Genomic DNA, 23,683 nt, shown 5'->3' with positions numbered 1-23,683 from the left:
AGCGCATTATGTATCGTAGTATTGAAGATTTCCTGACTGAAAGAAAAGAAGAAGAGTCAAATACCATCAAACTATTTTCCAACCTTACTGAGGAAACAAAATCAGTAAAAATTCATGAAAACGTACGTTCTCTGGAGCGCCTGGCATGGCACATTACCCAAACCCTAACAGAGATGGGAAAAAATGCGGGCTTATTTGAAACCGATCTTTTACACGAGCTGCCTATTCCGTCTACTTTAACAGAACTGATTGAAACCTATGTAAATTACAATACGCTGTTGATGCGTACGGTAAGATTAAAATGGACCGACTCCAATCTGGATGACCTCGTGAATATGTATGGAGAACAGTGGAAAAAAGGCAGAGTCCTTTCCATCTTAATCGCCCATGAAAGTCACCACAGAAGCCAAATGACCGTCATCATGAGCATGCTTGGTTTAACTGTTCCTGGAATCTATGGTCCTTCCAAAGAAGAGTGGGAAAGCATGGGAATGCCGGCAATGGATTAATTTGGAATCTGCTTTAAAAATACCGTAGAGATTTTCTCATAATCTTTATCAAAATGGTGATCTCCAGAAATGGTGATCACCTTGAGCCCTTCTTTTAGAAACTGATTTTTAATTTTATTGCCTTCCCCTTCTCCAAAAATAGATACTGGAACTATTGGGCTTATTTTTTTAAGTTCGGCAATGACATTATATTTCTCTTTATTGCTTCCGAAATTGAACAGATCCACAAGATGGATTTCAAAATCCGCAGTCACATCCGGAGAAAGTGAAATGACACTTTTAAGCCTCGATTTTAAATCAACAGGCAAGCGGTTGGCTATAAATGGAACGATCGAAGCCCCAAAAGAGTAACCAGCAAGAATCAGGTTTTCCTTTCCCATTACGTTCAGGTAATGGCTGAGTGCCAGACTAACCTCCTTACTGGTTTGATCCGGATTCTTGGCATTCCAAAAGTACTTTTGTGCATCTAAACCCAGTACGGAAAGACCCTTGGCAGCCAGCTCCTCCGCCAGGCTCTGATCAAAGCTGGTCCAGCCACCATCACCAGAGATCATAAAAACAATTGGTAAGTTATTCTGTTGAGCTGCCGGAATCAGGGTGATTGGCAAATCTCCTTTGTAAGGAGTAATGGGCTGATGATTTAAATTGCTATTTTCCGCCGACTTCCGTTCTGTGAATCCCGGAGTAGTCAGGATTTTTTTTAAAGCAGTACTCAGTTCTGATTCCCAATCTACGGAATTCATAAAACCATGTCCGGCATTGGGCAAAGCAATCAGCTCAGTCATAGGCATCCCTTTCAGGAAAGTTGCTGTGACGACAAAAGGACAGGCTAAATCTTTTCTTCCATTGATTACCATAAAAGGAGCAGTCAGGCTTTTTGTACTTTGCAACATATAAGACACTCCTTTCTTTACCGGCTGTAAACCCAAACCATTCCCTTTACAAAGTGGTTTATTGATGTTAATGTCGGGAGAAAATCCCAAGGCAATTGCTCCTTTAAACGTATTCGCAGGTGCCTGCGCCAGCATGGCATAAACCAAGGTAGCACCATAAGAATAGCCCATTAACACTGGCTTCAAATAATTAGGAAGTCTGTATTTTTTTTGAATAGACAGGCTAAGTTCTTCAAAATCGGCCGCGGGATACAAACATGCAGTAGCTTGTTTGGATAAGTAATACTCATAATGTCTGGCATCTATTCCTAAAACCAATGCCCCCTCAGCAGCCATGTTTTGAGCCATATTGATGACCACATCTTTCCAGCCACCATCTCCGGAAACAAACAAAACGACGGAGGCAGGACTACGTAAAGGGTGGTAAATGGTAATATTTCCGAATTTACCATAAGAAACATGTTCTACCTCGATGGCAGCAGCGGGTTTAGCACCCAGCAATAACAGGAATAAAAAAACAATTAAGTGTTTCATCAGCTTAGGGTTTAATGACCTTGGATAATACCGTTGGCACTTGTAATAAATCGTAATCATGATCGTAAATCAGGTATCTATTCTGCCATTCAGGAGCAAATTTTTCTTTTGCTGCGCGTAATCCTTTGTAATGAGAGAAGGACCTGATTTTCTCATAGGCAAACTTCATCGAACGCTCCGGGAAATTATGTGGATCTACCAGTCCGGACATCGGTGCGAAGCCAAGGTTTACTTTTGTGCAACCTTCCGCTTTCAGGTGATTAAAAAGCGTAACCATAATAAAATCGATAATCCCATTCGGTGCATCACTGGTTTTCCTGATCAGATCGTAGGTACCCTCGCCTGGTGCATAGTCTGGGATAATATTGATAAAAGCAACAATCTTTTCCTCCGCATTTTCGACAGTTATGATGGTATGCCCCTTTAATTCCTCCCAGTTAAACATCCCCTGAGAAAACACCAGTTCTTCACGGTCCGTATCCTCAAGCCAACCGTCAGAAACAGCTTTTAACTTTTGCAACAGGCCATCTTTAATGGGTGCGGTATACACTTTCGTATGATAACCATGGTCCGTCACCTTTTTCAAGGCATTACGAATGGACTTTTTACTTCCCCCTTCCAATGAAAATGCCGACAAATCAACGATCCCCTCCTGTCCCAAAAACAATCGTTTCTTACCTAAGGATAAGAAGTCTTCCAGACTTTCCTCCGGCACCCGGTAATACAAACTTTTCATCCCATTTTCAAAGCAGTATTTATCGAAATCTTTAATCAGGGCTTTCCTGTTTTCAATAGCCGAAACCGGACATTCCAATACCACAGCAAAATTTCCCGCAATGCGATACGCGACAAAGCCCTCTAATGACTCTGAAAAATAAATCAGCTTGTCTTTATAAGTTTTAAAATAATCTATCCCGGTATTGCCATACTTTTCCAACAATTGATTGGCCTGCTCAAATTCCAGTTCTTCTGTTTCGTCGCTGGAAATATAAGGTCTGATGAGCGTGTAAATCAGGAAACCAATAGATAGAAAACCACTAATATTGATAGAATATAGGAATCCCCTGGCGAAATGGTCCATAGGTTGCAGGTCATCACTACCCATCAGGATGAAATTCTCCAGGGTATAGCGGACAGACTGCCACCAGCTAAAATCAATGTTAAAATGCTTTTTGTCGAGAAAATAAAAACCAATCGTACCATAAATCAGGATCCCGAGAATACTGAGTAAGGTAGTCTGAATTCCAAAAGACCTGAGTTTAGCATTATTTTTTATATAATATTCTTTTCTGGAAGCCAGAAGAACAACCATCACGAGTACAGAGAAAATCGCCTCTTCATAATCAATCGCCTTGGTCAGATTCCCCAGGAGAGAAAGTAAACACAATGCCATTGCAAAATACCAGGCCATGCGCAAACCTTTCAACATGAATGCCGCGGTAACCAGTAAAAACAAACCGGCCATCAGCACAAAATAATTGGAAGCAGTAATGGCTTCCATAGGAATAAAATCCTTCACAAATTTCAGGCGGGAATGGATCGCAGGAGTCAATACCGAAACAATGTTGATGATCCCCAGTAACAACAGGAACAATGCCGGAACCACCCGCATCAGTAATTTATTGATGCGGAAAAGAAAACTCATGGCCCCAATGAACATTGGAATCCAAAACTCCATGAAACGATAAAGAAAAGTAATGGATACCGCTTGTGGAGTAGCATAGCCCAAACGAATCAGGATAAAAGTCATGGAGGCTTCTACAGCCCCTAAGCCCCTTAAAAATGGAGAGATGATTAGGAATACGACAGCAACAATATAACTGATGATTGCATTCATCCAGGAAGCAGGAAGATCCAAAGCCAGCATAGCAATATAAATATGGACAATTCCTACTACTTCAATTAAACTACTGTAAAGAAAAGTGGCAATAAAATGCTTGCGTTCTATCTGGTTGTTTCTAAATTCCGAAGCATAAACTTCTATAACAGGGATGTATTTAATGATAAACCGGTAAATGCTCCCTCTTTTGATCACAGAGCGATACAAATAGTAAATTCCTACCATCAACAGGATAGCCGCAATCAGGCCAAACCATTCGCCGGCACCGATACTTCCTTCCAGGATAGCGTAAATAAATACTGGAATAGCAATCACCAGCACCGATAAAATTCCTACAAAACCGTAGATAGAAGAGGCAAAATTAATCTGAGATTTGCTGACTCCTTTCTGTTCAATCGGGCTACTAAAGAAAGCAAGAGAAGAAACTCCGCCTGCGGGCAAAAAAACACTGATAAAATTACGTTTCAGAAAAAGTATAGTGCCATCTGCGATAGAAATCGTGCTGGAAACCGCAGCAAATGAAGAGCGGTACATCATACCGTGGATAAATACATAAGCCACACTCAATACAATGCCTATAGTAACCCAGAGCCATCTGGCCGTGGTCAGTAAATGTTCAACCTGCCTGATTTCTCCACGCTCCTGCTTAATGAACCAGATCGCTAGTCCAATGAAGAAAAGACTAAAAACATAACTGGATATAATTTTTCCATTCTCCTTTAAAAAGGGCACAAAAAATTTGAGTTGCTTCATTCCGTTATTTAGATAAACTTTATAAGTCTTATCTAAATATACAGCTTATCCAAATAACAAAATGAAGAAATCTTCATACAAAAGATTAAAAAGATTTTCCTCCTAGAACTTCACATGCATGATAAAATGGAAAGAAAAGCAGATTGAATTAATCTAATAACTCATGTAGATCATATGTATACGTTTAAGTGAATAAAAATATACAACTACAACCTGATTATCAAATAACTTACACCCATTCCAATTCTAAATAATCTGAAATTATTTTATCGTTTCTTTAATTTCTCCGCAAGTCAGCATAGACTCACCATAATATGGATTTTTGATGTCTTTTTGATTGCTTAACCAGGAAGCACCTTTATCGTTTAATGCCATTGGGCAGTACTCGACGTAGATCTCACCACCGGCAACTCCTGAAACCTTTGCTCTTTGAATAAAATCATCACTCAACGAAGCAAAAGCCACTCTTTGTACTTCAATATCTGTAGCATCGCCAATTTTGGCAGTCAATGCCAATAAACTCGCCGGATTTGATAACTCTTTCGCACCCAATTCAATCGCCTGAGCCGCAACTTTTGCTTCTGCAACATCTCCATTGGTCAGGGCTGTTGTCAGATGAATATAGTGAGGATAAACCGCATTCAATTTATCATCCTTTAAACTCACCTTTCCTTTTTCTGCATTAACTTCCGTTTTTGCTTCTTTAGCATGGTCATGGCCTTCATGAGACTCTTCTGCTGGTTTCTGCGTATTTCCGCATGCTGATAATAAAGTGGTTGCCGCAATTGTTATGGCTAAACTTGTGATTGTTTTCATGTTATTTTTATTTAATTATTTCAATTTTAAACCTTCTATAGGATTCTTTCCTTTTTTCAAAATATATTCACTGTACAACAGATAGGCGCCAGTTACAACCACCTGTTCTCCATCAGATAGGCCGGCAGTAATTTCTACCTGGTTGTCGTTCTCCTGGCCTGTAGTGACCCGTTTCGGCTCAAAGCTATCCTTTCCTTGTTTTACCCAAACGTGCATCCCTTTACCATCACGGATTACCGCATCAACAGGTAAGGTCAAAGTGCTGCTCTTTTGATTCCCGCTAGGCACAAATACATTGGCTTGCGCGCCCGGCTGCCATTGCTGATTTGGGTTAGGAATACTTCCCCGGATTTGCGTCAGCTGTGTACCTGAAAGTAAGGATGGAGTGATAAAACTAATGGTCATTTCCTGAGGCTGATCTTCCCAGCCCGGGATCACCACTTTCACTTTTTGTCCTTCTTTGATACTGGCAACCTCATTTGGATAAACATCCGCTTCTACCCATAAATCACCATAACCTTCCAGTCTCATAATTGGACCACCTTCAGTCACATATTGCCCAGGGGTAACGGATACTTCTGCAACCACCCCACCTTCAGGTGCAAAGAAGGTTACATAAGGGTTTTTCTTCTGCGTCGTCAACAATTGTTGAATTTGTCCGGCAGACTGTCCATAAAGCAATAGCTTCTGCTTTGCAGATTCTACCAGTTGCTGTTCAATTTTATCCCCGGGAAATTGCTTTTGCTGTGCAACGGCCATCAGATATTCCTGCTGTAATGCAGAAAGCTGTTCTGAATAAATCTGGTACAAAGGTTGCCCCTTTTTAACCCGAACCCCTGTTTCCCTTACATACAATTGCTCAATCCGACCTGCGATACGACTGGAGATATAGCTGCTTTGTTTTGGATCAACAACCAGTCTACCATTCAACTGTTTAGTTCCTGAGATGCTGTTTGCACCAATCACTATCGTAGTAATATTTGCCAGAATCTGCCTTTTCTCATCTACTTTCAGGGCTTTATCATTACTATTCTTTTCGAAAGGCACCAGGTCCATTCCACAAATCGGACAGGTTCCCATTTCTTCTTTGATCACCTGAGGGTGCATCGGACAGGTATAGGTTTGTTTTTTTACGACCACACCATCTTTAGCAGCCTCCTTTTGCGCGCTTTGACAAGCGGCCAGAAATACCGAAGGAACGAGTGCCACCAATGCAAACTGTTTTATAAATAATTTACGTTCCATATCTTAAAGTTCCTTGTTTGCTGTCATTTTAATAAAACTCTCACTATCCACCAGATAGGCGGCATTCTTACTGATATTCCAGCTACTGATATCCTCTTTGATCTGTACCTTACCAGCAATGCTGATCCCAGCATCTACCATTTTTGGGATAAACACATTGCCCTCTTTCTTGAAAACTACGCGTTTATTTCCAACAGAGACAACTGCTTCCTCTGGTAACCACCAGGATGCAGACAATTGCACTGGAATTCTTGCCGTCACCAACTGGCCAACTTTGATCTTTGGATTGTTCAGATAAGCTCTTGCAATGGTGAAATTCTCCCCATTTTTAAAAGTTGGCTGAATTAAACCAATACGGGCCGTTTGACTCTCTGTTTTATCTGAAGTTTTGTAAAACACAAACTTGCTTCCTACCCTCAGATGAGCAGCCAGTGCAGCTTTCAAAGAAAACTCAGCCACCAGTTGATCCGAACTGTATACAGTAAAAAGCGCAGCACCTGCACTTACATACTGGCCCTCTCTTAATAAAACCGGTGAATTAACCGGAGCTGCAGGAACAGCTGCTGCAGCCGAAGCGGTTGCAGTTCCAGCCATACTGGCCATACCATCGCCAGATGTTGAAGATTCGGATGAAGCTGCCGGACTTGCTACTGCTGTTGCAGCAGATTGTTCCAGAATAAAACCGGAAACATTACTGTATACAGGAATGCGGTAACTTGGTGTACCCCGCTTTATTAAAGCGCTGATCCCTGCAGGTGTCATCCCCAACAACAATAAACGTTGCTTTCCTTTTTCCAACATCAACGGATCATTTCCAGTACGATAAATGAACAACAATTCCTGCTGAGCAGCCGCCAGATCGGGCGAATAAATCTCCATGATCAATTGACCTTTGCTGACTGGCTGATAATTGTATTTAATCCACAAACGTTCGATTCTCCCTCCAATTTTACTAGAAATATTGTGCTGGTTTCTTGTATCATAATTGATGATCCCCTGCACTTCTTCAGTAAAAATCTTTGAGCCATATTCGGCCTTGATCACCGGAACTGATGAAACCACCTGCTCATTGGAAGGTTTTAATAAATGTGAAAGATTGCTATCCACATTTACCGTTGCTGGATCATGATGCGCATCTGTCTTTTTGTTTTCTTTACAAGCACTCAACAATAATATACTGATCGCCGCTAATCCCATTAGCACACGAAAATTTCTGCCGGGCTTAACGATATAATTCTTTTTCATAATCTACGATCATTAAATAAAGTTTCAATTTTTCATCCAATACATTGGCCTGCATCATCGTCAGCGCCTCCCATGTACCAATCACCTCCGGCAGTTCCATTTTGTTTTCGCGATAATTGAGCATACTCACTTCCATGGTCTTTTTCAGTGTCGGAATAATCGTTTTTTCCATTGCCTCAATGCGTTTTTGCATGGACTGGATTTCGAACTGCATGCCATACAACATTCCTTGCGTTTCCTGAAGCATCGCAGCTTTTTCTTTCTCCATCGCCAACACTTCATATCCCATTCCTTTCGCTTCCGATTTATACATTTTCGAAGACCATGGCGCAATTGGAATACTCACCATTCCCATCACACTAAAGGCTTTAGGCATCATTTTCGTTAAAGGCGACATGTGATCAAAACGCAGTTTAAAATCTGGCTTAGCCTGTTTCTGCATGGCCTCAATGTTCAGTTTCATCGATTGAATGCTAAAGTCCATTTTCTCGATATCCTTCCTCACCATCGCCAGACTTCCTGTATCGATTGCCGAAGCTGGTACATAAACCGGCTGATAAGTGGAGTCAATCGCAAAATCCATATTGCCAGGATGATTCATTAGGCTGTTTAACCAGGCTTTAGATTTCGCCATATCCCCTTCCAGCATACGGATCATATTTTTATTCTCCTCAATTTTTGCTGTAGCCCGATAAACGCTACTCAATTTCGATTGATTAAAAGGATATCTGATCTCTTCCACCTTTTTCATGGTTTCCATGATCTTCTCATTTTCTTTCAAAACCTTGATCCTCTGCATCGAAACCAGCCAGCCAAAATACAAGCGCTTGGCCTGTGCTTTATATTCATTAAGTGTCACTCCTCTGGTCGCATTTTCTACCTTTGCCTTCGATTCAATGAACTTTTTATTCGCTTTTAGCTTCGCTGGATTAGGGATGTCCTGCTCCAACTGTACCATGACCGATCCTTTATCCCCTTCGTCCATAATCATCTGACCAGGGTAAGGAGTCATAAATGTTCCCACTCCAATCATTGGTGCCATCCAGGCTGTTGCTGCATTGGCCGTATGCTTATAACTTTCCGCCCTCAGTCCGTACGATTGCAACAGCAGGTTATTCTGATCAATTCTTTTCAAAATTGTATCCAGTGAAAGTACCGGCTTACCGGAAACAGCCAGACCTGCTTCCTGTGTAGTTTTTTCTTGTGAGACTACTGGTTTCAATTTCGAAACCGCTGGTTTTTCTTGTGCTACCGCAGCAAAAGGTAACATGCATACCAATGCTGCTATTCTTTTAATGTTGTACATCGTGAACCTCCAGTTTTCCATATTTTCTCAATTCGTATTCTTTTGACATTAAAAAGATCAGTGGTGTCACCAATAAAATGTGCGTAGAAGAAGTCAATACCCCCCCAATCATCGGTAAGACAATTGGCTGCATCACATCAACGCCAACTCCTGTAGCCCATAATACCGGTACCAGACCAAACAGCGACACACATACCGTCATCAGTTTGGGTCTTAACCTTCTGGCTGCACCAAAAATCACGTATTCTCTTAAATCTTCTTTAGTAATGTTCTCCCTTGAATTTCCTTTCAATTTGATCAGTTGAGCCATAGCATCATTCAGGTAAATCACCATTACAATCCCTGTTTCCACCGCGATTCCGAACAGCGCGATGAAACCAACAGCTACACCTACGGAAAGATTTACATCCCAGAAGTAGATCATGTAAGCCCCGCCGATTAAAGCAAAAGGCACTGTAATCAAACTCAGGAAAGCCTCTCTGATGGATTTAAAAGCAAAGTATAAAGAGAAGAAAATGATCAGCAATACCACTGGTGCAATCCACATCAGCGTTTGTTTACCACGGATCAGGTTCTCATACTGTCCACTCCATTCCAGAAAATACCCTTCAGGAAGCATCCCTTTTTCTTTATTCAACTTCTCCATGGCATCCTGAACGGTACTTCCCAAATCTCTGTCCCTTACATTAAACATTACCGCACCACGAAGGATCGCGTTATCGGAGCTGATCATCGGAGGACCATCTTCAAATTTGATGTCGGCCACTGCTGATAGCGGTACTTCCCCAAATCCTTTCGATTGAACCGGAATCCGCTTAATCTGCTCTACACTATTTCTATATTCCTGAGCCAGACGCACACTAATGGAAAAACGCTGACGCCCTTCAATGGTATTTCCAATGGTTGCCCCACCTAATGCCGTTTCAACAATCTGGTTGACATCATCTACATTTAAACCATAACGTGCCAGTTCATCCCTTTTCACATCTATCGAAAGGTATTTACCTCCGGTGATGGGCTCCACAAAAAGATCGCTCACCCCTTCAGTCCCTTCCAATGCCGCTTTTACACGCTCTGAAACAGAAGCAATGGTGTCCAGATTTTGCCCAAATACTTTAATCCCCACATCGGTACGGATGCCCGTAGCCAACATATTGATCCTGTTGATGATGGGCTGGGTCCAGCCATTCACCACGCCTGGAATCTGCAGTTTTGCATCCAGTTCGGTGATGATGTCCTTTTTGCTGATCCCTTCCCTCCATTCTGATTTAGGTTTTAGCGTAATGATCGTTTCAATCATGCTAATTGGTGAATTGTCGGTTGCCGTATTCGCTCTACCTGCTTTCCCCAATACCTTATCCACTTCCGGTACAGATTTAATAATCTTATCCTGCACCTGTAAAATCCTTTTCGCTTCTGCATTGGAAACATCTGGTAAAGTCACCGGCATAAACAAAATACTCTGTTCATCTAATGGTGGGATAAACTCTGTGCCCAGGTTTTTCAATAAAGGAATCGTAATGAGCAAAGCGATGATATTAATTGCTAAAGTGGTTTTTCTCCATTTCAACACCGTTCTGATGACGGGTTCATATACTTTTTCCAATACCCGGTTTACCGGATTTGCACTATCCGGTCTGAACTTCCCTTTCATAAAGAAGGAGATAATTACTGGTGCCAGGGTAATCACCAGCAATGCATCGACTATCATAATGAAAGTCTTTGTAAATGCCAGTGGATGAAACAATTTCCCTTCTTGCCCCGTCAGCATAAATACAGGTAGAAAAGAGGTGATAATGATCACCGTTGCAAAGAAAACTCCTCTGGATACCTGTTTACTCGATTTAGTAATGATCGCCAGGCGCTCCTCTTCCGTGATCCAATCCGGGGATTTACGGAATCTATTTTTTAACCACTTGATCATGATTCAGTTGTTTTTTGTTGTTCTTGCTCCCAGACCAGATAGCGTTCTGAAAGGTGTTTATAAGCATTTTCACTCATGATAATTCCATTGTCGACAATCACACCGATGGCCAGGGCAATCCCGGTTAAGGACATGATGTTGGAAGAAATATCAAAAGCATTCAGTAGAATAAAACTGGCGGCAATCGTAATCGGAATCTGAATAATGATACTCACCGCGCTACGCCAGTGGAAAAGAAAAATGATCACAATTATTGAAACCACAATCATTTCCTCGATCAGCGTATGGGTAATGGAATCAACCGATTCTTTAATCAGTTCACCTCGATCGTATACGATATCGAATTTGACTCCTTTTGGCAGGCCTTTAGAAACTTCTTTCATTTTAGCCTTGACATTGTCGATCACCTCTGCAGCATTTTCTCCATAACGCATCACCACAATTCCTCCCGCGCGTTCGCCTTCTCCATCCTGATCAAATATGCCTAAACGTGTTTCCCCGGTCATCTGAACGGTGGCCAGATCCGAAACCCGGATTGGTGTCCCATTCTGATTCTTCACCGGGATATCCCCAATCTCCTTAATTGATTTCAGGTAGCCTGAGGTCTTGATGATATAGCCCATATCACTCATTTCAAACTTCCTGCCACCGGATTCGTTATTGTTGCTTCGCACCGCTGCAATCACTTCCGGGGCAGTCAATTTGTAATAAAGTAATTTATTGGGGTCAATTGAGATCTGATATTGCTTCTGAAAACCTCCAAATGAAGCAATTTCACTTACTCCTGGTACGGTTTGTAAGGCAAACTTCACATACCAGTCCTGGATGGCGCGTTGCTCTCCCAAATCCATGTCTGGCGCATCCAGGGTATACCATAAGACGTGCCCTACTCCAGTTCCATCGGGTCCTAACTGAGGACTTACGCCATCTGGTAAGGTTTTTGAAATGGTACTGATGCGTTCCAGCACACGCTCTCTCGCCCAGTACACATCTACGTCATCCTCAAAGATGACATAGATAAAGCTCATTCCGAACATGGAAGATCCACGAACGTATTTAATCTTAGGGATTCCCTGCAAATTAGTGACCAGCGGATACGTCACCTGATCCTCGATCAGTTGTGGTGAACGCCCCATCCATTCTGTAAAGACAATCACCTGGTTTTCGGACAGATCCGGTATTGCATCTATAGGATTTTTCTTCACGGCATAAATGCCCCAAACGAATAAGCCTAAAGAGAGTACCAGCACAATAAACCGGTTGCGCATGGACCATTCTATAATTTTATGTACCATTTTATTTTATAAATTATGAGGATGTTGAATCTTGAAATCATCTGTTCAGGAAGGCCATCTGTAAAAGCAATTGCCCGCTCAGGCCTCGCTTTTACAGATTTTCCTGATCAATAATTAGTGTTTCTTTGGTGCTTTAGGTAATTTATCACCTGCTTCACGGTCGTATTGGCAACAACCATGTAAGGCACTGTAAACTTCATCCTTTGCCTTATACTTAGGCGTATCATAACCTACAGCAGCCACTTTTTTCTGTACTTCATCATTGCTGATTTTAGTACTGTCGTAGCTCACTTTCAGCATTTTTGTTTCGGTATTCCAGCTTGCAGCACTCACTCCCGGAACCTTTAAAGCAGTTTCGATCGTTTTCTTGCACATAGAACAGTTGCCAGATACTTTGATACTTTCAGTTTTTGATTGTGCAAATACTGCAGAACCAAGGAAGGTCAGGCCGACCACCATAGAGAATCTCAATGATTTCATCATAATTATAATTGTAAAAAATAGTTTAATAAGAATAGGGCCATGGCAAAGCCATCACCAGCGACACGAAGGTGTCAGGAAGGATAAAGGGAGGGTATTATATTCTGTAGGTACAGTTTTTCAGGAAGACAGGAACTTTCTGTCCTTCAGGAGGTGCATTGCTCAATGCCTCTCTGGTTATTTTAACAGGGATTTCTACGGCATAATCCAGAAACAATGCAACTGGAAGAATGGCCTGAAATGGCGGATTAAACTGGTATACCGTCTGACTAGTCGTTTGACTTTGGTCTACTTTGGTTTCCTGTTTCTGATCTTTACAGCATGATTTGTCTTTAGCATTGCCTTTTGGCATTCCACAAAGATCACAAAGCTCAGTACTCTGTTTTTCCATACCCCAGCTCACCAGCTCTCCCATGCAATAATGGAAGTGCAGCGTTGATCCACTGGAAATCCCCAGGTAGAACATTGCAATTATGGTTAGCAGTACTTTTTTCATCTGTTTCAAATCTCCTGAATTTAACCGGCTTAATTTTATATAATTCTGGAATTATTTTATAGAATTAAACCGGTTGAGGCCCGAAATTAATGGCCTGAGCATTTAAAGATACTTAATTATTAATTTTATCAATAGGATTTCTTAAGGATTTCCCCTCTGCTTTATATTTGCTTGGTGCTATTCCTGTAATCGACTTAAACTGAGAAGAAAGGTGGGCATTGCTACTGTAGCCCATTTTCATGGAAATCTCATTCAGATTGAGTTCTCCATATTCAATCAGTTCTTTCACCTTTTCAATCTTCTGATGAATAATAAACTTTTCAATGGTAAGCCCTTCTGATTCAGAAAATAACCGACTTAAATAGGTATAATCCCTATTTAAACGCAAGGCGATCATACTGATCAGACTCTGATTCAAATTGGCAAGATCAGAATAATGAACAATTTCAATGATGACCGTTTTAATCCGCTCTACCAATTGATCTTTCTCTTTATCTATGAGTTCAAATCCAAGAATGCTCAGGGAGGAAGCAATATTTTGTAACTGACGATCTTCGGGTTCCGGATGAATTTGCACGGTACCTAAAGTAATATCAGCAACCAGGAAGTTCAGATTTTCCATTTGATGGCGAACAGCAGTAATGCAACGTTCGCAAACCATATTTTTAATGTGTAATAACATGTAGTCAAGCTTAATGAAGTTAATGAGCAACAAAAAACTGTTGCCAGGTCAATAAAAAACAAATGAGGAAATTTCCTCCGCTTGATCAAATGATGAGTACCCTGTTGGAAAGATAAATAGGTGTTTTATTAAAAGCTACCCTGCTCGTATTTCTGTTCCAATTCCCGATATCGGCAATGCTTTCTGATCTAATCAGATATGCAAATACTGTCTGACTGGTGACCGACAATACATATCTGGCCTTTAATCCTGCAGCAGCCGAATCTTTAATATTTTCTTTAACCGCATATTCGCCATGATGCTGGCAGCAATCGCAGTCTTTATCCTGCAGCATCGTATCTGAAATGCCTTTTGCTTTTGTTGCTACATGAACCTCCTCATTTTCAAAACTAAAAGCAGAGGCCATAGAACAATGGAGTATACACACAAATAACCCGGTGGTTAACAACAGGTAAAATGCGGCAAAACTTAAAGCTCCAATTTTCTTCATAAGGTAAAACAAAGGCGGAAACCCCTTTGTAGTTTCCGCCGGCAAATATACAATTTAAGGCATTAAAGTCGCAAAACTAAACTTGCTCCGCCTGAAACCCTGCATTTTTTAAAGTGTCCTGAATCAATTTTCCATTCAATTCCGATGCAGCCTTAACCGTTAATATTTTATCTGGATTATTCGTATCGACTTCCCACTTACTTACCTCAGTAAGTGCGTCCAGGTGCGGACTAACCGTTGAAATACATCCAGCACATTTGATATTTGTTTTAAATTTTAAAGTTTCCATTTGATGTTATAATTAAAAATGATTGATATTGAGTGATTAACTTAATTTTGAGAGTTTTAACCTTAGACTATTACTGACTACAGACACCGAACTTAAAGCCATTGCTGCTCCGGCAAGCATAGGATTCAGTAAGAATCCATTGATGGGGTACAAGAGTCCGGCAGCAACTGGAATCCCGATCAGGTTGTAAATAAAGGCCCAGAATAAGTTCTGACGAATGGTCCTTACGGTCTGCTTAGAGAGTTTCAACGCTTTCGGAACCTGCTGTAAATCTGAAGATACCAGAGTGATACTGGCTACATCAATGGCAATATCAGAACCTTTACCCATGGCAATAGAAACATCCGCCTGTGCCAATGCCTGACTATCATTGATGCCATCTCCAACCATTGCTACTACTTTCCCCTCCACTTGTAATTCTTTCACAAAATCCGCTTTATCTGAAGGTAAGACATCTGCCTTATAGTGATCAATTCCAGCTTGTAAAGCGACAGAAGCAGCAGTGTGGTTGTTATCACCGGTAAGCATATATACCTCAATACCTTGAGCTTTTAACGCAGCCACTGCTCTTGCAGAACCAGATTTCACCTGATCGGCAATTGCCACAATGGCCAATACCTGGCTGGCATTGGCCAGGTAAATCACAGTTTGCGCCTTTTCCTGCAAACTCAACACCTTAGAGGCCAGAGCAGCGGATACAGGTATGTTTTGGTCTTTTAAAATCTTATGACTTCCAGCCCAATACTTCTGACCATTTACGATCCCTTCTACTCCTTTTCCTGTCAGGCTCTCAAAATGACTCAGTGCAACAGTACCAACGCCCTTATCTTTTAAATGGCGAACAATTGCTTCTGCCAATGGATGCTCTGAAGCATATTCCAATGCCATCAATATTTTTTCCAGTTCTGTCTTAGAATGAGGAAGATCTGCTGCCCATTCCAGCGCTGTTACTTCAGGCTTGCCTTCGGTAATTGTTCCTGTTTTATCCAGAATTACTGCATTTACTTTATAACCGAGTTCCAGTGCTTCTGCGTTTTTAATGAGTACACCTGTTTCAGCACCCTTCCCAATTCCTACCATAATGGCTGTTGGCGTAGCTAAACCCAGGGCACATGGACAAGCAATCACCAATACCGTCACCATGGCGAGCAATCCATGTGTAAATGCATGTTCTCCACCAAACAGCAACCATGCTCCAAGTGTTAAAACTGCGATCAGCATCACAACTGGTACAAAAATTCCGGCGATCCTATCGACCAGCTTTTGCACTGGTGCCTTAGATCCTTGCGCATCCTGCACCAATTTGATGATCTGTGCAAGCATCGTTGCTCCACCTACTTTTTCTGCTTTAAAACGGAAGGTCCCCTTTTGATTGATGGTTCCGGCAAATACCTGATCTCCTACTCCTTTTGCTACAGCTACCGGCTCACCCGTAATCATACTTTCATCTACAAAAGAATTCCCCTCATACACGACGCCATCTACAGGGATTTTCTCTCCTGAGCGCACCATCAGCCGATCCGCAATACGCAGCTCTGCAATTGGAATCTCTCTTTCTCCCTGCTCATCTACCAGTAACACGGTTTTTGGCTGTAATCCCATTAGTTTTTTAATGGCTGAAGAGGTATTTGATTTCGCTTTTTCTTCCAGCAATTTCCCCAGCATAATGAATACGATGACCACCGCTGCCGCTTCAAAATAAACATGTGGTTCTAAACCTCTGGAATACCAGAATTCCGGCCAAAAAGTATTGAATACACTAAAAGCAAAGGCAATTCCTGTACTTAAGGCCACCAAAGTGTCCATATTGGCACGACCATGTTGCGCTTGTTTCCAGGCATTCACAAAAAAGCTCTTCCCAAATAGGAAAAGAATTGGCGCTGTTAAGGCCATCATATAATAGTTGCCATTTGGCATATGCATGAAAAACATACCAATGATTACTACAGGCAAAGCCAATATGGAAGAGGCGATCATCCTCTTCTTCAGTTGCTGATAATTATTTTGTTGTACTTCTTCCTGTTTTTCTTTCGCTCCTTCTTCTTCAAGAATTAAGTCATACCCAACAGATTGTAATGCTTTCTGTAAATCTGAAGGCTGAATTTTATCCTGATGGTAAGTGACCTTTACCGATTGTGTGGCATAATTGACCTCGGCCGCTGTTACTCCCTCCTGTGTGCCAATCATAGACTCGACACTACTGGCGCAGGAAGCACAGGTCATTCCTAAAACAGGAAGGCTAAGGGTTTCTATATTTTCTTTCATTGAGGATCTTATTTTTCTTATTACAAAGGTACCCCAATCTCATAGGAAGAGTTTTATAGGATTTCGGGAAAGATTTATATAATATCAAAACCAATCCCTAAAACCTCAGCTTAGTTTTACAACTAAGCGTAAAGCCCAAAACAATATTCCTTAAAAAACGTTCTTTTAATAAGCTTTACTATAAAAATCTATTTAAGTAAAACCAACGAGTGCCATGGCAAAGATTAACATGTGTTTTGATCATCAGGTAGCGGTGAAGGTATTCTTTCTGAATCAGGATAAGATTAAAAAAAAATCAATTATCAAATACCTGAGAAGTGATTCGGATGGAGTTCTGGAGATCTCCCTTGATGGAATGGATGAAGGAAAATGGAAACTCAGTCTGGAGTGGAAATATGAAGACAAAGAGTATTCCCTGGTTAAAGAAATTGAAATCCCTTACAAAGAGGCGACGACTGGATAAGCCTGCCAGCATTTCTGGATACTCAGTTCATTAACCAGGAATTAACTTATTTCAATAGCATGGCCATATCATAAAATTTCATTGTATTTTCAATGTAGTTGATCTGAACATAGAAGTATTTCAAAAATTGAAAGCCAAGAATACCGGATACCTGCATCTGCTCATCAAAAGCTGGCATGGCATGTAAGCCCATACCTATCCCCTGCATATTTAAGCCGCCAATCCACATGTTCCGGAGCTTTCCACGTCTTACTTTTCCGGTATTACCAGAACCTTCAACCATTTGCACTTCTTGGGTTTGTTGCCATTCCTTACCGGCAGAAACTTCCAGACTAAGGTCCATAATGTTGTCGGTAGCTCCCGTATCCATAATAAAACGATAAGGCTGATTTGAAATACGGACTTCCACCACCGGAAAATTATTCAATAAAGCAAAGGGTATACTGATCGTGGGCGCAATTCCTTTCAATTTAGGTTCTTCTATCCCTTCTTTACTCAATACCATTTCGCGACTGGCAAAATTAAAATTTAGTTGATATGATTTGAAAAAAGCGCTTCCGATCAGACCAAGAATCTTCTCTGAACTACCCTGATTTAGCTGACTGAGCTTTACTGCGGGCAGGTATTGTTTTTCCAGTTTTAGGTTTTGCCAGGTTAAGCTATTTATAGCAACCCTTTCTATCGACACTTCTGATGTCATTCCTTTCAACTGTTGATCGGTCTTTTCCGTTTTAAAATGATCTGAATTCAACAGGATAAAACCATTGCTTCCTGTATCTACTAACAGCAAGCCCTCTACTCCATTCACCTGCACCACAACATACATTAACCCTCCAATAAATTTAAAAGGGGAACGAATCTCTTTGGGCAATACCTCTGCAGCACTGCTTTTTAAGCCCAGGACAGCTGGCTTCCGAAAGGAATTGATAAAATCATGAATGGCGAAAGATTTAGAGACAGATCCAAAGCAGCATAGGAGCATAAAGATTAGACTTTTCTTCCAAAAATTTAAAGTTAATAGATACATTAGTTACTGATGATTTGAGGTGTAGGACTAGCGGACAAAGTTCTCGTAAGGAACTCTTCCGGACTGATATTTGGGTAATTTGGTCTGGTTTTACGGACTTCGCTCAAAGCAAGTCCGGCATGAAACAAGGCTTTTTCCTGTAGCCCATTGTAAGCATACAACTTGCATAGCGTTTGTTGCACCTGAAAATCTTTATGATCCGCTTGCAAAGCCAACAATGATAAAGCCAGTTTATTATCGTCTTGATTTGTTCCTTTTCCGGCAATAATTAATGTGATTTGTGCAGTTTGAATAGGATTCAATTGTTTTCTATGATGGGCAACCAATCTCTTTGCAAGTTGATAGGCTTTCTGCTGATCCAGCAATTTCCAAACGGTCACTGCATGAAATTCGGCCAGGAATGCAGCCGTATCCGCTGCGTAAAATTGTCCGAGATAAGCCAATAAGCCCGGTTCATCTACCTGATAAACTTTCTTTTGATCTGGTCCTACTCCTACTTTCAAAGCCCTCGACATCAATTCTGCATCGATCACTTTCTTCAGGTACCTGCCAGCTTTCTCTACACCTAGTACCGCAGCCAATTTGTCCTGATTTTTCTGTAAGACTCTAAAATACTTACTATCAGAACCCGTAGTCATGAACATACGCATTTGTACACTTTCCAAAGAAAACTGATCCTTTTGCAACAGCAGATACTCATCAGCCACCGTCCCTAATTGGGGATCTCCAGCTGCCGCGAGTTTATATACATAAGTTTTTAAAAACTCCGTTTCCCGATAGCCCTCCAGATATTTTCTTTTATAGGAAAGTAACTGTTTGCCTGGATCAAGTGCCTCTTTTCCAATTTCAATAAATGCAGCAGGTTTTAATCCACCACCTCCTGCTTTATGAATCAACTTACCTTCGCTATCAAAGAATAAATAACAAGGATAAGAAGTGATTTTATAAGTTTGTTCAAACATTTTCGCATCTGCATAACGAAGTTTGGTAAAGGCATCATCCTTGCTTGTTTGATCCATTTGCAGCTTAAAACTGATAAAATTGGCATTAAAGAAATCGCCGACTTCGCTTTTTGGAAACACCTCTTTGTCCATTTGTTTACATGGCCCGCACCAGGTGGTAAAAGCGTCTACAAAAATTGCTTTATTTTCATTTTTAGCCTTCATCAGCACTTCTTTCCATCCTGGAAGGTTTTCAAAATTAATGCCCTGGCTATAACTCGTTCCTGTGATCATACTGATGATCACCACTAATAATTTTCTCATAACTTTTTTCGTTTGCTCAGCAGCGCTTAGCTACTGGAAGATGATTTCTTTGATTTTGAACTCAAAATAACCAACCCGAAGAAGGGGGAGCTTCTCCAGGCTGATTGGAGCGTATAATTATTTCCAGGTTACACTGGGATTCAGAGAACTAAATTTATATTCGATATCCAGAATTTTACCAAAAGAATCATACTTAGAGAAAAAAGTCTGATTACTGAAAGTTCCTGAAGGATCAACTTTAAAGAAATACACTGATCCCTTCTTTTCAGTCTTGCTGTTTACTGCTGCCAAAAACTGTGCACCATTAGTCATCAATAGATCAATAGATACATTGCTTTGCTCAAATGTATAGACCACTCTTGCAACATCATTATTAAAGTCATAGACATATATTTTATTGTCGACCGCATAATAAGTGAGTGGATTATTGCTGGCATTCGCATAAGCCGTAGCTGAAGAAAAACCTGGAGCTGTCACTTCTTTGACACTTTCACAATAAGTAACCAATGACTTATAAAAACCAAATTTATATACAAAGGTTTTCCCTGTCTGGTTGTCTTTACCATAGGCGATGGGTTTTAAACTACCAAAATTTGTAGCGGAGGGTGCAGTACCAGTTGGCATATTGTGATCAAAAAGCAAACAGGTTTTGTCCCCGATATCGTCCACATTAAACGCATCTGCAGGATTTCTTGTGATCGGCATCATTTTTCCTGCAGGTTTGTTGAATTTTAGGAAACGGTGGTTCAAATCGTCATATATAAACGCATAACTACTCATTAACAAAGACTTGGATGCTTTATAATTCCCAGAAGCGCGGTAACCGAACATCAACGGTGTACTACTACCTGTAGTCGTATGCAAACTTCCGTTATTGATCACATAATTGTTCATACCGGAAAAGTCCTGATACATCACTGTAGGCGCATAAGCTTCCGGTGCATAAAAAAACCAGGCCGGGCTTTGCTGTAACAGACCAAAGCTAGGGAGTAAAGTATATCCACCATTTTTCATGAACACATACAACAAGCCGGAGGCATTGGCCAAAGATTGTATCATGCTCAGGGATGTTGCATCTTTTAAACGAATGCTATTATTGGTCGAAAAAGCCCCATAAAAAACTTCATCTTTCGTATTGTTTAAAATCACATCAATATCCTGAAAACCATCAGCTTTTTCGTTCAGCACTAAAAAACCTTGTGAAGCTTTAGCGCGCACATTCAAGCCATAGGTCTGACTTCTTGCCAGGGAAGTTCCTGGATCCCTTACTTCCAGTTGAATGATGTATTCACCAATCGGAACCCTGATCGCATAATTTAAGTTCCTTTGTATAGAAACTGTTTTAATAGTCGTGTCGCCCATTTTTGCCTTTACAGGAATCAATTTCCAACTGTATTGCAATTGAGTACTGTCGCCGGTAAACTTAACTATTGGTGTAATTTTCAGGGAATCCAGTTGAACCAAAGAATAATTATCAGGTCTATAGGCTGGCCCTTCCAGGCTAATACTATTCACCGGTTTAAGGTCATAGTTCCCTTTATCTTTATAGCAGGAGGCAAACAATAGCCCTACCAACGGAATGAATAGCAAGTGGTTAAAAAATCGTTTCATTTTTTTTAGTTAAAGAAGGTTAAGGGAATATGATATTTAACCCGTTTTCATCTTTTAAAGGATAAGTAAACGGATCGTCGGCAGCAGGTTTTAATGTGCCTGAATTCAGATCGTCCAGCAGTGAACGTAACTTCAATTGAAAATAAGCGAATTTCGTACCACCAAAGATATACCTGGACGGATCTTCGAGTGCCAATGTTGCCGCATAATTAATTTCGGGATAACCCAGATGATAAAGAATAAAACGATGCTTGGTTTTAGAGTACACCCCAAAGAAACGTGTCATTCTCAAATCCCAATCCAGCGGTTTCACCATAAAATTAAAGAAAGCCACTTTACTTTTTAACTGCCTGCCAATTCCAGGCTCAAAAGCATCATTACCAACGAGTTTAAAAGTCACCGTTTTACGAATGGTTTCCAGATCCTTAGTGTTTTTCAGAATCAATGGAAAAACACCTTTAAAACTCCCTGCTTTAATAACTCCTTTTCCAAACTCGAAATCCTGTCCGGGTATAGCCAATGATTCATTCGCAACCAACTCGACTTTAAACTCCCGGTCTTGCGAAGCAGCTCTACCCGTCACATCTACCGGAAAAAACATCGTATCCGCCAGAATCGCTCCTTTAGCTGCAAATGAAAAGTCGACACTATCCAGATAACCAGAAGCCGTTCCCGATCCTAATCTGGAAAATTGTATTCGATCCTTTCCATCATAAAATTTCACCTCCTCTTTTGTACAGGAGGTAAACGACAACACAAGGCCCAGAGCTGCCCAGCTTAAATTCTTTACTGACATAAAATTATTTCTCATGACTATTTTCCTCCGTAAATTTTTTCATCTTCCGGTAATGGGAAGACATAGGTTTTTGCCTGCATTTCTAACACAGGACTGTCTTCAATACGGCCTGCATTCAGGCGTTTATAATAGAAGAAAGTCTGGCCTTCTGTAAAAAACTCTTTGCGATATTCTTTTGCGATTTCTGCCTGTAAATCTTCGGTGCTGACAATTGGCGACAATCCACGACTAGCCAGAACCTGATTCAGGTATTCCAATCCTGTTTGCTGATCTGCTGCCGCTTCTGCTGCGATATAAAACAGTTCTGAAATCCTCAACAATGGAATATAATTTCTTTTTAAGACCAATGGAGTACTAGCCCCTGCCAGATCTTCATAAAGGTATTTATGAGGAACCAGATAACCTTTTACTCCTAACATCATCGGTGCTTTAAAACGAATATCAGTTGGCTGATTCCTGAATATATTGGTGGTAATTTTTGATTCCTGTGTAAAGTAATAAGGCGTTGTTGTGGTTAATCCTGTACCTGGCAGGAAATTCGATTCTGCGGTTTTCTCAAATTTATCGCTGAAAAGGGCAAACAGGTGTTCTGCATGAAAGCTGCGGTCTGTATTGACTTCTGCTCCTGCTAAACGTAACCTGATTTTTTTGGCATCTATGACTTCCTTTGCCTTTTGAAAGGCCCTGATGTGATCACCCATATATAGGTAAATCCTTGCTTTAAGTCCTTTTACAGCATAAATATTCATTCTGATCTGACGGTCCGGACCGCCAGTCGGGCCTAAATCATCCATACGCATCAGTTCTTCTGCCTGATCCAGATCAGCCAATGCCAGATTGATGACCTCTGCCACTGAAGAAAAGGGCGTACTTTCCTTACCATAAGTCTTTACATACGGCATGTATTTTGTATCTCCGGCATGCGGATAAGATGGACCAAACATCCGCAACAAGTCAAAATGAATATAAGCTCTTAAAGCCAGTGCCTCACCTTTAATCAATTCATAATTATGGCCTGAAAAAATTGATTTTTTAGCATCGATATGCTCCAAAATAGCATTGACCTGCGCGATGGTATTGTATTGTTGTAACCAGGCTTTGTCGATCATCCCACGGAACTGACTGACTTCATAGTTGAAATTCTCAACTGGTTTCAGGTAACGGATGGCCAGGTCTGAGGAGCTGTTCACAGAATAGTCAGAAGCCATTACGCTCAACATTCCATAAGTTAGCTCTCTTCCATAAACTGCATCTTTCGTCATCGTAACATAAGCACCTACCATCGCTTCGTTAAAGCCCTGCTGACTTGCAAAAAGCTCTTCCTGTTTCATTTCTGTTTTTGGCTGTACATCCAACCACTTTTTACAGGAGCTCATTGTCAATACCAACAACAAGAAAGGTAAAAAGCCATATTTGAATTGTTTCATTTTGTTAAAATATCTTTTAAGTAATAAGACCA

General features: G+C 40.9%; 21 protein-coding genes. 2 read left to right on the top strand and 19 right to left on the bottom strand.

Going from position 1 to position 23,683, the window contains the following annotated elements:
• The first annotated feature begins 8 nt into the window (after window positions 1-8).
• Window positions 9-509: a DinB family protein gene (locus R2Q94_RS07145; protein WP_316820762.1), complete on the top strand. Its 501-nt coding sequence runs from the start codon at window positions 9-11 to the stop codon at window positions 507-509.
• Here the strand turns inward: R2Q94_RS07145 and R2Q94_RS07140 are convergent.
• From R2Q94_RS07140 to R2Q94_RS07075, 14 genes are all read right to left on the bottom strand, one after another.
• On the bottom strand, window positions 506-1,936 hold the full coding sequence (locus R2Q94_RS07140) for an AcvB/VirJ family lysyl-phosphatidylglycerol hydrolase (RefSeq protein ID WP_316820761.1): 1,431 nt from the start codon (window positions 1,934-1,936) through the stop codon (window positions 506-508). The two genes, R2Q94_RS07145 and R2Q94_RS07140, sit on opposite strands and share 4 nt — an antisense overlap.
• A gap of 4 nt (window positions 1,937-1,940) precedes the next feature.
• On the bottom strand, window positions 1,941-4,529 hold the full coding sequence (mprF, locus tag R2Q94_RS07135; protein WP_316820760.1) for a bifunctional lysylphosphatidylglycerol flippase/synthetase MprF: 2,589 nt from the start codon (window positions 4,527-4,529) through the stop codon (window positions 1,941-1,943).
• 261 nt (window positions 4,530-4,790) lie between these two features.
• Complete coding sequence (locus R2Q94_RS07130; RefSeq protein WP_316820759.1) at window positions 4,791-5,345, bottom strand: DUF3347 domain-containing protein; 555 nt, start codon at window positions 5,343-5,345, stop codon at window positions 4,791-4,793.
• A 15-nt stretch (window positions 5,346-5,360) separates the two neighbouring features.
• Window positions 5,361-6,590 (bottom strand): efflux RND transporter periplasmic adaptor subunit, encoded by a 1,230-nt coding sequence (locus tag R2Q94_RS07125; protein ID WP_316820758.1) that lies wholly within the window; start codon window positions 6,588-6,590, stop codon window positions 5,361-5,363.
• A 3-nt stretch (window positions 6,591-6,593) separates the two neighbouring features.
• On the bottom strand, window positions 6,594-7,835 hold the full coding sequence (locus tag R2Q94_RS07120) for an efflux RND transporter periplasmic adaptor subunit (RefSeq protein WP_316820757.1): 1,242 nt from the start codon (window positions 7,833-7,835) through the stop codon (window positions 6,594-6,596).
• Window positions 7,813-9,162, bottom strand: coding sequence for a TolC family protein (locus tag R2Q94_RS07115; RefSeq protein ID WP_316820756.1), 1,350 nt, complete (start codon window positions 9,160-9,162; stop codon window positions 7,813-7,815). The genes R2Q94_RS07120 and R2Q94_RS07115 overlap by 23 nt, the downstream gene beginning before the upstream one ends.
• On the bottom strand, window positions 9,128-11,065 hold the full coding sequence (locus R2Q94_RS07110) for an efflux RND transporter permease subunit (protein WP_316820755.1): 1,938 nt from the start codon (window positions 11,063-11,065) through the stop codon (window positions 9,128-9,130). The genes R2Q94_RS07115 and R2Q94_RS07110 overlap by 35 nt, the downstream gene beginning before the upstream one ends.
• Entirely contained in the window at window positions 11,062-12,360 is a 1,299-nt protein-coding gene (locus R2Q94_RS07105; RefSeq protein ID WP_316820754.1) for an efflux RND transporter permease subunit, read from the bottom strand. The genes R2Q94_RS07110 and R2Q94_RS07105 overlap by 4 nt, the downstream gene beginning before the upstream one ends.
• A 114-nt stretch (window positions 12,361-12,474) precedes the next feature.
• Window positions 12,475-12,843, bottom strand: a complete 369-nt coding sequence (locus tag R2Q94_RS07100; RefSeq protein ID WP_316820753.1) for a heavy-metal-associated domain-containing protein — start codon at window positions 12,841-12,843, stop codon at window positions 12,475-12,477.
• Window positions 12,844-12,937: 94 nt separating this feature from the next.
• Window positions 12,938-13,336, bottom strand: coding sequence for an HYC_CC_PP family protein (locus R2Q94_RS07095; protein ID WP_316821052.1), 399 nt, complete (start codon window positions 13,334-13,336; stop codon window positions 12,938-12,940).
• A gap of 112 nt (window positions 13,337-13,448) precedes the next feature.
• Window positions 13,449-14,018 carry an AraC family transcriptional regulator gene (locus R2Q94_RS07090; RefSeq protein ID WP_316820752.1) on the bottom strand — a complete coding sequence of 190 codons (570 nt, stop codon included), beginning with the start codon at window positions 14,016-14,018 and terminating at the stop codon, window positions 13,449-13,451.
• 85 nt (window positions 14,019-14,103) lie between these two features.
• On the bottom strand, window positions 14,104-14,508 hold the full coding sequence (locus tag R2Q94_RS07085; RefSeq protein WP_316820751.1) for a hypothetical protein: 405 nt from the start codon (window positions 14,506-14,508) through the stop codon (window positions 14,104-14,106).
• Between the two features lie 76 nt (window positions 14,509-14,584).
• Window positions 14,585-14,797, bottom strand: coding sequence for a heavy metal-associated domain-containing protein (locus R2Q94_RS07080; RefSeq protein WP_316820750.1), 213 nt, complete (start codon window positions 14,795-14,797; stop codon window positions 14,585-14,587).
• A gap of 36 nt (window positions 14,798-14,833) precedes the next feature.
• Entirely contained in the window at window positions 14,834-17,062 is a 2,229-nt protein-coding gene (locus R2Q94_RS07075; RefSeq protein ID WP_316820749.1) for a heavy metal translocating P-type ATPase, read from the bottom strand.
• A gap of 214 nt (window positions 17,063-17,276) precedes the next feature.
• Between R2Q94_RS07075 and R2Q94_RS07070 the strand changes: the two genes are divergently transcribed.
• Entirely contained in the window at window positions 17,277-17,525 is a 249-nt protein-coding gene (locus tag R2Q94_RS07070) for a hypothetical protein (protein ID WP_316820748.1), read from the top strand.
• Window positions 17,526-17,571: 46 nt separating this feature from the next.
• Here R2Q94_RS07070 and R2Q94_RS07065 read toward each other — a convergent pair whose 3' ends face one another.
• From R2Q94_RS07065 to R2Q94_RS07045, 5 genes are all read right to left on the bottom strand, one after another.
• Entirely contained in the window at window positions 17,572-18,552 is a 981-nt protein-coding gene (locus R2Q94_RS07065; protein ID WP_316820747.1) for a pepsin/retropepsin-like aspartic protease family protein, read from the bottom strand.
• Window positions 18,552-19,817 (bottom strand): thioredoxin family protein, encoded by a 1,266-nt coding sequence (locus R2Q94_RS07060; RefSeq protein ID WP_316820746.1) that lies wholly within the window; start codon window positions 19,815-19,817, stop codon window positions 18,552-18,554. The genes R2Q94_RS07065 and R2Q94_RS07060 overlap by 1 nt, the downstream gene beginning before the upstream one ends.
• A 117-nt stretch (window positions 19,818-19,934) precedes the next feature.
• Complete coding sequence (locus R2Q94_RS07055; protein ID WP_316820745.1) at window positions 19,935-21,428, bottom strand: PKD-like family lipoprotein; 1,494 nt, start codon at window positions 21,426-21,428, stop codon at window positions 19,935-19,937.
• 19 nt (window positions 21,429-21,447) lie between these two features.
• The gene (locus tag R2Q94_RS07050) at window positions 21,448-22,224 is read right to left on the bottom strand and encodes a DUF4843 domain-containing protein (protein WP_316820744.1); all 777 of its coding nucleotides are present in this window, start codon (window positions 22,222-22,224) and stop codon (window positions 21,448-21,450) included.
• A 17-nt stretch (window positions 22,225-22,241) separates the two neighbouring features.
• Window positions 22,242-23,651 carry a RagB/SusD family nutrient uptake outer membrane protein gene (locus R2Q94_RS07045; RefSeq protein WP_316820743.1) on the bottom strand — a complete coding sequence of 470 codons (1,410 nt, stop codon included), beginning with the start codon at window positions 23,649-23,651 and terminating at the stop codon, window positions 22,242-22,244.
• Window positions 23,652-23,683: the final 32 nt, after the last annotated feature.

The organism is Pedobacter gandavensis, from assembly GCF_032678465.1.
Taxonomy (GTDB): domain Bacteria; phylum Bacteroidota; class Bacteroidia; order Sphingobacteriales; family Sphingobacteriaceae; genus Pedobacter; species Pedobacter gandavensis_B.
Note: the sequence above shows the minus strand (reverse complement) of the source record. Positions and strands in the feature narration are given on the sequence as shown.

Coding starts and splice junctions, on each gene's coding strand:
- R2Q94_RS07130 (WP_316820759.1), bottom strand. CDS start 5,345: ATGAAAACAATCACAAGTTTAGCCATAACAATTGCGGCAACCACTTTA.
- R2Q94_RS07090 (WP_316820752.1), bottom strand. CDS start 14,018: ATGTTATTACACATTAAAAATATGGTTTGCGAACGTTGCATTACTGCT.
- R2Q94_RS07060 (WP_316820746.1), bottom strand. CDS start 19,817: ATGAGAAAATTATTAGTGGTGATCATCAGTATGATCACAGGAACGAGT.
- R2Q94_RS07080 (WP_316820750.1), bottom strand. CDS start 14,797: ATGGAAACTTTAAAATTTAAAACAAATATCAAATGTGCTGGATGTATT.
- R2Q94_RS07095 (WP_316821052.1), bottom strand. CDS start 13,336: ATGAAAAAAGTACTGCTAACCATAATTGCAATGTTCTACCTGGGGATT.
- R2Q94_RS07120 (WP_316820757.1), bottom strand. CDS start 7,835: ATGAAAAAGAATTATATCGTTAAGCCCGGCAGAAATTTTCGTGTGCTA.
- R2Q94_RS07065 (WP_316820747.1), bottom strand. CDS start 18,552: ATGTATCTATTAACTTTAAATTTTTGGAAGAAAAGTCTAATCTTTATG.
- R2Q94_RS07145 (WP_316820762.1), top strand. CDS start 9: ATGTATCGTAGTATTGAAGATTTCCTGACTGAAAGAAAAGAAGAAGAG.
- R2Q94_RS07100 (WP_316820753.1), bottom strand. CDS start 12,843: ATGATGAAATCATTGAGATTCTCTATGGTGGTCGGCCTGACCTTCCTT.
- R2Q94_RS07105 (WP_316820754.1), bottom strand. CDS start 12,360: ATGGTACATAAAATTATAGAATGGTCCATGCGCAACCGGTTTATTGTG.
- R2Q94_RS07115 (WP_316820756.1), bottom strand. CDS start 9,162: ATGGAAAACTGGAGGTTCACGATGTACAACATTAAAAGAATAGCAGCA.
- R2Q94_RS07125 (WP_316820758.1), bottom strand. CDS start 6,590: ATGGAACGTAAATTATTTATAAAACAGTTTGCATTGGTGGCACTCGTT.
- R2Q94_RS07050 (WP_316820744.1), bottom strand. CDS start 22,224: ATGTCAGTAAAGAATTTAAGCTGGGCAGCTCTGGGCCTTGTGTTGTCG.
- R2Q94_RS07075 (WP_316820749.1), bottom strand. CDS start 17,062: ATGAAAGAAAATATAGAAACCCTTAGCCTTCCTGTTTTAGGAATGACC.
- mprF (WP_316820760.1), bottom strand. CDS start 4,529: ATGAAGCAACTCAAATTTTTTGTGCCCTTTTTAAAGGAGAATGGAAAA.
- R2Q94_RS07045 (WP_316820743.1), bottom strand. CDS start 23,651: ATGAAACAATTCAAATATGGCTTTTTACCTTTCTTGTTGTTGGTATTG.
- R2Q94_RS07070 (WP_316820748.1), top strand. CDS start 17,277: ATGGCAAAGATTAACATGTGTTTTGATCATCAGGTAGCGGTGAAGGTA.
- R2Q94_RS07140 (WP_316820761.1), bottom strand. CDS start 1,936: ATGAAACACTTAATTGTTTTTTTATTCCTGTTATTGCTGGGTGCTAAA.
- R2Q94_RS07085 (WP_316820751.1), bottom strand. CDS start 14,508: ATGAAGAAAATTGGAGCTTTAAGTTTTGCCGCATTTTACCTGTTGTTA.
- R2Q94_RS07110 (WP_316820755.1), bottom strand. CDS start 11,065: ATGATCAAGTGGTTAAAAAATAGATTCCGTAAATCCCCGGATTGGATC.
- R2Q94_RS07055 (WP_316820745.1), bottom strand. CDS start 21,428: ATGAAACGATTTTTTAACCACTTGCTATTCATTCCGTTGGTAGGGCTA.